This is a genomic window from Bacillus salitolerans (genome assembly GCF_042680805.1).
GTDB lineage: Bacteria > Bacillota > Bacilli > Bacillales > SA4 > Bacillus_CJ > Bacillus_CJ salitolerans.
On sequence record NZ_JBHUEM010000001.1, the window covers coordinates 294,926 to 304,111 of the forward strand.

A 9,186-nucleotide genomic window follows, 5' to 3' on the forward strand; every position below is an offset into this window, starting at 1 on the left:
GGGGTGTGAAAGCATGCTAGGATTAGCGAAAGGATTGAAATATACCCTTCAAAACTTAACGAAAAAGAAAGTCACATATGATTATCCAAACGAACCATTACCACTTCCAGATCGTTTTAGAGGGATCCAAAAGTTTTATCCTGAGAAATGTATCGTTTGTAATCAATGTGCGAATATCTGTCCGACTGACTGTATTCAGTTAACAGGAAAAAAACACCCTGATCCGAATAAAAAAGGAAAAGTCATTGATACCTATGATATAAACTTTGAGATTTGTATCTTGTGTGACCTTTGCACAGAGGTGTGTCCGACAGAAGCAATCGTTATGACAAACAATTTTGAACTTGCTGAATATAGCCGTGACAATTTATTCAAAAACCTTGAGTGGCTAGATGAAAACGATGCGAACGTACGAAAGGAGAACAAAGCATGAGTGGCGAGTTTCTAGTTTTTCTTGTATTAGCATTAATCGCTATTGCCGGTGGAATTCTCATGATTAACCTCTCGCAAGTCGTACACATGGTTATAGCATTAGTATTTTCATTTATAAGCATTGCTGGGATTTATGTATTATTATCAGCAGAATTTGTAGCAGCCGTACAAATTTTAATTTATTCCGGTGCCATTACCATCATTATGTTATTTGGAATTATGCTGACGAGGCACAATGATAAAAGTGAGCCTAAAACGAGCGTTTCGAAACAAATATTAATTATTGGTGGTATCGCTATTTTCGCGGTAACGATGTACTTTGGTATTTTTGACTTAGATCTAGGAAATCAAGCCACTGAACTACACGTGGAAAACACAAAGCAAATTGGAATTGAGCTCTATTCAAAATTTGTAATTCCTTTTGAGCTCATGTCAGTAGTGTTATTAGTAGCTTTAGTCGGTGCGATTATTTTAGCTAAAAGAGACGATGAAAAGGAGGCAAACAAGGAATGAGTTCAATTCCATTATCAGCCTACCTCGTATTAGCCCTAATTTTATTCTGCATTGGTTTATATGGTGCGTTAACAAAGCGTAATGCAGTTGTCGTGTTAATCTCTATTGAGTTAATGCTAAATGCAGTTAATATTAATTTAGTTGCATTTAGTAAGTATGGAGTAAATCCAAGTATTACTGGTCAAATTTTCTCACTCTTTACGATTACTGTAGCAGCTGCTGAAGCAGCAGTGGGATTAGCCATCTTAATTGCTTTATATCGAAATCGTGCAACTGTTAATGTAGATGAAATGAATATGTTGAAACGTTAATTTAAAAAAGCGAAAGCGCCAAAAGTTTGGCCAATAAATGCCGACATTCCTGTCGGCAACGGTCAAAACTCTGCACATAATGTGCTGCCTGACAAACATACTTCTTCATCAGCGAATGATGGGTAGCTATAGATTATTTGGTCATTGTCGGACTAGGTGCTGGAGCTTAGATTCCAAAAAAGGGGATTGTGATACAAAATGATGGAAAATGCTTGGTTAATACCGCTTTTTCCGCTTGCCTCCTTTTTAACACTACTTCTAATCGGCAAACGGATGAAAGAAGGAAGTGCATATGTAGGTATTGCGTTCACGTTTTTCTCCCTTGTATATTCTGTTATCGTTCTGATGAATCGCTTATATGGCGAGAACATCAAGTCAGAATTTACATGGTTATCCATTGGAGAAACTCAGTTAACCGCTGGCTTTGAAGTGAATCAACTTAATGCGTTAATGTTAGTGATTGTTTCACTAGTCAGCTTTCTAGTACATATGTATTCAAAAGGGTATATGCATGATGACGAACGCTTTCATGTTTTTTATGCATACTTAGGGTTATTTACTTTTGCAATGTTAGGTTTAGTATTATCACCTAACTTACTTCAAACCTATATCTTCTGGGAGCTTGTAGGGCTTGGTTCATTCTTACTTATCGGGTTTTATTTTTATAAGAAGGATGCACGTGCCGCAGCAAAAAAAGCTTTCATCATGACACGTATTGGAGATGTTGGATTATTAATAGGAATGATCCTGTTATTCTGGCAAGTAGGTAGCTTCGAGTACGATGAAATCTTTAGTGCTGTTGCAGCTGGAAGTATATCGTATGAAATGATTACATTAACAGCCATCCTAATTTTCGTAGGGGCTATTGGGAAATCTGGACAGTTTCCATTACATACATGGTTACCAGATGCTATGGAAGGTCCAACACCTGTATCAGCACTTATACATGCTGCAACGATGGTAGCTGCAGGTGTGTATTTAGTAGCAGCACTGTTCCCGCTATTTTCAGCAAGTGAAGCGGCTCTATATACAGTTGCAGTAATTGGTGGAATTACAGCCATTTTTGCCGCATCGATCGGTCTTGTCCAAACTGATATTAAACGTGTTTTAGCATACTCGACTGTCAGTCAGTTAGGATACATGATGCTAGCATTAGGGTCTGCTGGTTATGTAGCTGGTGTGTTTCATCTAATGACACATGCATTCTTTAAAGCATTATTGTTTTTAGCAGCTGGAAGTGTCATTCATGCAACACATATCCAAGATATCGAAAAATTAGGTGGGCTTTGGAAAAAGCTTCGTTTCACCGCTCCATTATTTTTAATTGGAACATTAGCAATTAGTGGGGTACCTTTATTCTCAGGATTCTTTAGTAAAGAAGAAATTTTATTGGCAACTTGGGCTCACGGCAATTATGGCCTATTCTGGTTAGCGGTAGTTGCAGCTTTCTTTACAGCATTCTATATGTTCCGACTATTCTTCTTGGTGTTTACAGGAGAGCAAAGGGAAAAGGTGCAGCATGTTCATGAGTCACATGGTGTCATGCTATTTCCAATGATCGTCCTTGGGGTGTTAGCAATTGTTGCTGGTTATGTAAATACTCCATGGTTTGGAACATTTTTAGGAGACTGGTTAGTTGAAGGAAACCACGCTTTAGGACATGGTCATATTGAAGGGCCATTTTGGATTATGGTAGTTGCGACTCTCGTATCATTAGCAGGAATTTTATTGGCATATATGATTTATGGAAATAAGAAAATTAGTCGTGACTGGCTATCCTCCTATTTCCCAGCAGGATACAGTATTTTGAAAAACAAATACTTTGTAGATGAGTTTTACCAAAATTCAATCGTTTTTGCAACGAAGACATTTAGTTTGTTCCTAAAATATATTGAACTGTTTATTATCGAAGGAATTATTAAGGCTGTTAAAGGGATTACGTTTAGTATCAATAGATTTGGTACGTCATTACAAAATGGTCAAGTTCAAGTGTACGGATCCATTGCATTTGTAGGGTTAGCTGTACTTATCTTGATTTATGCACTTGCAGGGGGGTATATAGGATGAATGAATCGATTCTTTTATCACTTTTAATATTCTCCCCACTGTTAGGTATGTTGTTATTGCTCTTCATACCTAAAACACAAGAAAATACAATAAAGCTTGTCGGCTTTTTAGGCACTTTATTACCATTAGCTGTTGCTCTAGTTATTTATATGCAATATAAGGGTGGAAAGGCATTATCCTCTTTTTCTGAGGCTTATGAATGGATTCAATTCGGTTATTTTCCAGGAATAGAAGTTCGTCTTTTTGCTATTGATTATGAGCTTGGTATTAATGGGTTTTCAATGTTACTACTTTTACTTACAACGATTTTGGCATCACTTGCAGCGATTGCATCGATTCATATTAAGAAGGAATGGAAAGGATATTTTATGTTATTCCTTCTATTGGAGCTTGGTATGCTTGGTGTATTTGCGGCTGAGAACCTACTATTATTCTTCATTTTCTTTGAGCTTACATTGATTCCAATGTTTTTCCTAATTGGAAAATGGGGATATTTTGACCGTGAAAAAGCAGCATATAGTTATCTCGTTTACAATGGAATTGGCTCTGCCATTCTTTTAATCGTAATCATTGTACTGTTTGCAAGAACAGGTACTTCTAATATTGCATTACTTAGTGAAATCCTTTCAGGGAATATCCCAAGTAATCAAATTCCACTTCCAATTACAACTGAGTTAAGATGGGGATTGTTCTTAGGAATATTAGTAGCATTCGGAGTAAAGCTTCCTATTTTTCCTTTGCATAGCTGGATGTTACGAGTTCACGTACAGGCACCTCCATCAATCGTAATGCTTCATTCGGGAATTCTATTGAAGATTGGTGCATTCGGTTTAATTCGATTTGGAGCGGGATTATTTCCCGAGGAATTTGTATCATTTTCAGTCATTTTAGCTATTCTTGGTGTGATAAATCTTTTATATGGTGCGTTTTTGGCTTTCATTCAAGACGATTTCAAAATGGTACTTGCATACTCAAGTATTTCCCACATGGGAATTGTTTTGATAGGATTAGCTGCACTAAATGAAGCGGGAATTCAGGGTGCTATTTTCCAAGTGATTTCTCACGGGTTAATCTCGGCATTATTGTTCTTTTTAGTAGGAGTTCTATATGAACGTGTTCATACTTCTTCTTTAATGAACCTTGGAGGAATATCGAAAGTAATGCCACTAACAGCAGGATTTATCCTAACCGGGGCAATGGCATCATTAGGTCTTCCTGGTATGTCAGGCTTTGTTAGTGAGTTTATGGCGTTCCTAGGCTTATTTAAAGAAATGCCAATCATTGCAGCAGTCGGTACCATTGGAATCATTATGACAGCCGTTTACTTATTGCGTGCGGTGCTAAATATGACGTATGGTCCACTTAATGAAAAAATTACTGAAGTAGTTGATATAAGACGTGTTGAGTTAGTTCCAGTTCTAATTCTAGTTGGATTAATTGTATTAATTGGTGTATATCCTGCTGTATTAACTGGTCCACTTCAATCAACACTAGAGACTATTATGATAGGAATAGGGGGGTGAGGAGATGGATATAGAGACACTTTTGAGTTATGAATGGGGAGCGATGGGCCCAGAGTTTGTCATCCTTGGTGTTGCAACACTTCTCTCCTTACTAGACCTATTTTTAAAGCCAAGTATAGATCGAAAGCAATTTGCTTGGCTTGGTTTAGCTGGTATTATTGTGGCACTTGGAATACTATTTACTCAATTGGATCAACCAGTTGTTCAAATCCTTGAAAATACGTATAGATTAGACTCCTTTGCAAAAATATTTAAGCTTCTGTTATTAGTAGGGGCAGGACTTGTCATGCTTTTAGCTGCCGGCTATGAACCTAAAGAAAAGCTTGAATATAGAGGCGAGTTTTACTATCTGTTGTTAACCGCTTTACTTGGAGCCATGATGATGGCATCCAGTGCGGATTTAATAACACTCTTTGTTGGACTGGAGCTATTAACAATCTCTTCATATGTGTTGGTAGGTATAAGAAAACGCCATTTACCAACAAATGAAGCTGCAATGAAATATGTTATTAATGGTGGTATCTCTACCGCTATAACATTATTTGGTATGAGTTATATATACGGTCTTACCGGATCTACAAATTTATTTGTCATAAGCCAGCAATTACGTGCTCTATTCTCTTCTGATTTAGAGTTCATATCAGCTATTGCGTTCTTGTTAGTGTTTATTGGTCTTGCCTTTAAACTAGCAGCTGCCCCATTCCATATGTGGGCGCCTGATGTATATGAAGGCTCGCCAATGCCTGTAACAGCATTTTTGAGTGTCGTTTCTAAGACCGCTGGTTTTATTATTGTGCTTCGCATTTTCTTGACTATTTTTTCATCAACACCAGCACAAGGTGGAACAACGAGCTTACTCATGGCAATGGGGGATTATATTGCCGTTCTTGCAGCCCTTACGATGATTCTAGGAAATGCTCTTGCATTAAAACAACGCAATATTAAGAGACTTTTTGCTTATTCAAGTATCGCGCATGCGGGGTATTTATTAGTTGCCTTTATTGCATTATCACCTTTTATGTTAGACTCAATATGGTTTTACTTAGGCTCATATTTACTAATGAATCTAGGGGCCTTTGCGATTATTCAATTAATCGTTTCCAAAACAGGGAAAGAAGATATAAGTGAATTTGCAGGGTTATACCGTAGATCCCCAATTATTGCGATTGCAATGGGAATCTTTATATTATCTCTTGCCGGAATCCCAGGTACAGCTGGATTTATGGCAAAGTTAAATATTTTCTTAGGTGCCCTCTTTATGGAACATTATGTTTTATCCGCTATTATGATTGGGGTAACAGTTGTTTCGTATATTTATTACTTTGGTCTATTAGGACAAATATTTTTCCGTCCAGCAAGTGATAAAGAACCGATAAAGGCTGCACCTAGTCTTTTGATTGTGATGGTTCTATGTATTGTTGGTACAATAGCATTAGGTATATTCCCAGGTTTAGCTCTTGATCTCTACCATGGGAGTACAAATGTTTTAACAGACTTTTTTCAGTAAATAACTGATTTGTCTTTGGACAATTGTTAAATAAAGGGGCTAACTATTTAGCTTCTTTATTTTTTTTACACCTAACTAATTTTCATGAACTTGATTTAAATTAGAAATGGAGTTGAAGGATATGGTAAATGCATTTTTTGGACAGCAAGCTTTACTAAGTATTATTTCACATTTAATATTCATCGTGATTACATGGTGGGCGCTTCAAGGACTACGTATTGACGCTCTCATTAAGGCAAACAAAGTTTTACAGGCTCGAATTTTGTTAATATTATTTACTATCGCGATTGGATCTACTGTTAGTAATTTCTTCCTAGATTACTTAATCTGGTCCCAGCAAATTCCTCTTTTATTCTAGGAGTAGCCTCAGGGAATACACAAAATTCCTCAAAATCTTAACAAAAACTATACATTTTTACTACGAACCAATGTGAATGTTTTCATTGATCCTTTCATATATTTTTTTGTCTTGATCTATTTAGATTTACCAGAAAAATTAATGTCAAATGATGACGACTTTTTCCACGTATGTTCACACCTAATCTGGCAAGAATGATTCTTAAGGAGAGGGAGTGAACGGATTGAAAACATTGTTTATAAGGTTATGTATGCTTTGTATTTGCATGAGTGGTGTTATTGGGTATAAAACCATACAAGCAAGCGGGGAAGACCTGGAGGTACTGGAAATAGTAGACGAGCTAGAAGGTGAAAATGTCACGATATCGGAGTGGAGTCTATATACTAAAGAAGAGGTAAGTTCGGTCATTGATGAAAAAAGCTTTACGGAGAAAGTGACTGAATTACAGAGTAAGACCTCTGATTTTAAGTGGGATTTTCAACATGGTCCGGATCGTTTTAAAGTAGTTGGAACAAAGGTTCATGATTCCGCATTCCAGGAGAAAATAATTCTATCTACAGCCCTCACAAACAATCACTATTATACGTATCTTATTTACGAGGCAGTTGGAAGCGGTTGGAAACAAAATCAAAGTAAGGAATATTTTCCTGTTTTCACAAAGACAAAAGCCGACATATTTCAAGATAATCCCACAAATTTCTCTTGTGTAAAAGGGAATTTCAATGATACTATTGAAGGGGTTTTATTTGATGAAGCCAAAGGGCTTTTGAGTAAGTTTGATGCAGAATTAATAGAATATTTAAACGAAGAGACATTTGTCTCGGTCACTGCATATACTGAAAAGTGGGAAAATGTACTTCCTACCATGAATGGTAAAATGAACGTACAAATAGCCTTAAGAAAATTAGGATTGGGCGATAAGACTACGTTTGTAGTTAGCACACCAATCATTACGTCTGAATATTAATATAGAGAAATTGGACGCGGAGGGGAATACCTTGGAAAAAATCATCGTCCGCGGCGGTAGACAATTGAACGGTACTGTTAAGGTTGAAGGTGCAAAAAATGCCGTTCTGCCTGTCATCGCTGCATCCATTTTGGCAAGTGAAGGTAAAAGTGTCATTACTGATGTACCTGCTCTTTCGGATGTTTATACGATAAACGAAGTATTAAGACAGTTAAATGCTGATGTTACATTTGATAATGGTCAAATTACTGTCGATGCATCGAAAGAGTTATTAACAGAAGCACCTTTTGAATATGTTCGAAAAATGCGTGCATCCGTGTTAGTGATGGGTTCACTATTAGCGCGCAGGGGCAAGGCGAGAATTGCATTACCAGGTGGTTGTGCAATTGGATCTCGCCCTATTGATCAGCATTTAAAGGGTTTTGAAGCTATGGGAGCTGAAGTAAAAGTTGGAAACGGCTATATCGAAGCTGAGGTTGAAGGACGATTGCACGGTGCAAAGGTCTATTTTGATACACCAAGTGTCGGAGCAACCGAAAATGTAATGATGGCTGCTACTTTAGCAAAAGGTACCACAACACTAGAAAATTGTGCGAAAGAACCAGAAATCGTTGACTTAGCGAATTATCTGAATAAGATGGGTGCTAAAATTCGCGGTGCTGGAACTGGAACAATTCGTATTGAAGGTGTTGAAAAGTTATACGGTGTTCAACACGCTGTAATTCCAGACCGAATAGAGGCAGGGACATTTATGGTTGCTGCAGCTATAACGGGTGGAAATGTATTTATTCAAGGAGCTGTACCAGAGCATTTAAGCTCATTAGTAGCGAAGCTTGAAGAAATGGGTGTCACCATTGTTGAAGAACATGATGGATTACGTGTTATTGGCCCAGAGACATTAAAAGCAATTGACTTGAAGACTATGCCACATCCTGGGTTCCCAACAGATATGCAATCACAAATGATGGCACTACTTCTTAAAGCAAACGGAACGAGTATGATAACAGAGACTGTTTTTGAAAATCGTTTCATGCATGTTGAAGAATTCCGTCGCATGAATGGTGAAATTAAAATTGAAGGACGCTCAGTTATTATTAGTGGACCAGGTACGCTACAAGGTGCAGAGGTAGCTGCAACAGACTTACGCGCTGGAGCTGCACTTATTATTGCAGGACTTGTAGCAGATGGTTATACTCGTGTAACAGAATTAAAACACTTAGATCGCGGATATGTAAATTTCCATGGCAAACTCGCTGCCCTAGGAGCAGACATTGAGCGTATTAGCGAGGAAATTCCAATTCAAGAAGTGCAGGAAGCAAAAGTTTCTGAATAAGTCCTTTTAAGAAGCCTAATTAAAGGCTTCTTTTTTGTAAGTTAAGCGTACAATGTCAAATACTTTTTTTAAGTTTTAGGGTAACTCAAATACACTTACTGTAATATCCTTTTTTTACAAGTAACAATTAACCAAGTTATCTATGATATAGGTACCACTTTCTTGATTCAGAAAT

At 37.3% G+C, this 9,186-nt stretch carries 9 protein-coding genes; all 9 read left to right on the top strand.

Annotated features, from left to right (window positions below; all coding sequences use genetic code 11):
• The first annotated feature begins 13 nt into the window (after positions 1–13).
• The 9 genes from nuoI (at position 14) to murA (ending at position 9,011) form a co-directional block, all read left to right on the top strand.
• The gene (gene nuoI / locus ACFSCX_RS01415; protein ID WP_377926304.1) at positions 14–433 is read left to right on the top strand and encodes an NADH-quinone oxidoreductase subunit NuoI; all 420 of its coding nucleotides are present in this window, start codon (positions 14–16) and stop codon (positions 431–433) included.
• Positions 430–945, top strand: coding sequence for an NADH-quinone oxidoreductase subunit J (locus ACFSCX_RS01420; protein WP_377926305.1), 516 nt, complete (start codon positions 430–432; stop codon positions 943–945). The genes nuoI and ACFSCX_RS01420 overlap by 4 nt, the downstream gene beginning before the upstream one ends.
• On the top strand, positions 942–1,256 hold the full coding sequence (gene nuoK / locus ACFSCX_RS01425; protein WP_377926306.1) for an NADH-quinone oxidoreductase subunit NuoK: 315 nt from the start codon (positions 942–944) through the stop codon (positions 1,254–1,256). Before ACFSCX_RS01420 ends, nuoK begins: the two co-directional genes overlap by 4 nt.
• A 198-nt stretch (positions 1,257–1,454) precedes the next feature.
• Positions 1,455–3,323: an NADH-quinone oxidoreductase subunit L gene (gene nuoL / locus ACFSCX_RS01430; protein WP_377926307.1), complete on the top strand. Its 1,869-nt coding sequence runs from the start codon at positions 1,455–1,457 to the stop codon at positions 3,321–3,323.
• The gene (locus ACFSCX_RS01435) at positions 3,320–4,846 is read left to right on the top strand and encodes an NADH-quinone oxidoreductase subunit M (protein WP_377926308.1); all 1,527 of its coding nucleotides are present in this window, start codon (positions 3,320–3,322) and stop codon (positions 4,844–4,846) included. Before nuoL ends, ACFSCX_RS01435 begins: the two co-directional genes overlap by 4 nt.
• 4 nt (positions 4,847–4,850) lie before the next feature.
• Positions 4,851–6,353 (top strand): NADH-quinone oxidoreductase subunit NuoN, encoded by a 1,503-nt coding sequence (nuoN, locus tag ACFSCX_RS01440; protein ID WP_377926309.1) that lies wholly within the window; start codon positions 4,851–4,853, stop codon positions 6,351–6,353.
• Between the two features lie 121 nt (positions 6,354–6,474).
• Positions 6,475–6,711, top strand: a complete 237-nt coding sequence (locus ACFSCX_RS01445) for a DUF1146 family protein (protein ID WP_377926310.1) — start codon at positions 6,475–6,477, stop codon at positions 6,709–6,711.
• Positions 6,712–6,934: 223 nt separating this feature from the next.
• Positions 6,935–7,678, top strand: coding sequence for a YwmB family TATA-box binding protein (locus ACFSCX_RS01450; protein WP_377926311.1), 744 nt, complete (start codon positions 6,935–6,937; stop codon positions 7,676–7,678).
• Positions 7,679–7,709: 31 nt separating this feature from the next.
• Positions 7,710–9,011 carry a UDP-N-acetylglucosamine 1-carboxyvinyltransferase gene (murA, locus tag ACFSCX_RS01455; protein WP_377926312.1) on the top strand — a complete coding sequence of 434 codons (1,302 nt, stop codon included), beginning with the start codon at positions 7,710–7,712 and terminating at the stop codon, positions 9,009–9,011.
• The last annotated feature ends 175 nt before the right edge of the window (positions 9,012–9,186 follow it).